Genomic DNA, 619 nt, shown 5'->3' with positions numbered 1-619 from the left:
TATAGATGATGCTTCCTAAGTTCAACCAAAGCCTTTTCATAAAGTCGTTGGAATTTAATACTTCCCTTCGTATCCATCACACTCCAAGTTGTATATTTTGCTAATTTTCTAATACAATCCACAAATTTCGTAGATACGGCATAAAAATCCTTCTCTTCAGCACCTTCAATACTCATCACCAATAAATATTGCGCCATGTATGCCTCGACCTCATGATTTCTTGATGCCACAGCTATTTCTTTCATTTGATACACATGAAATAACTCGTGAAATAAAAGCGGTCCAAAAGGAGCATTTAGATCATTATATCGTATTATTCCCCCACCAACATATCCCATCGTTCCAGGTTTCATTGATTGATCGTATTCAAATTTCACAGGTATGCTTAACTTCTCGATAAGTTTCTTTCCCAAAGTTGTTCCCTTTAAGCCTTCCATTGCATCCTCCATTGGTCCCACCCCACGGGTAAGCACCCCTTGTTTTAAAACATTCTCCTGTTCTACATTCCATGTTTCTTGGGTACAACTCCCAAGAAGATAGAATATAAACAGTAATTGTAAAAATCTTATTTTACTCATAGTTTCATTATTTTACAAATGATACTCCTCCCCGTCCACAA

At 36.7% G+C, this 619-nt stretch carries 1 protein-coding gene; it reads right to left on the bottom strand.

Annotated features, from left to right (window positions below):
• A partial coding sequence (locus tag ACK8P8_RS22215; protein ID WP_410026334.1) for a hypothetical protein occupies positions 1–578 on the bottom strand: 578 nt, incomplete at its 3' end.
• Positions 579–619: the final 41 nt, after the last annotated feature.

The organism is Butyricimonas muris, from assembly GCF_046365375.1.
Classification (GTDB): domain Bacteria; phylum Bacteroidota; class Bacteroidia; order Bacteroidales; family Marinifilaceae; genus Butyricimonas; species Butyricimonas muris.
The sequence above is the reverse complement of the archived record's forward strand: the minus strand, read 5'-3'. Positions and strand labels throughout refer to the sequence as shown.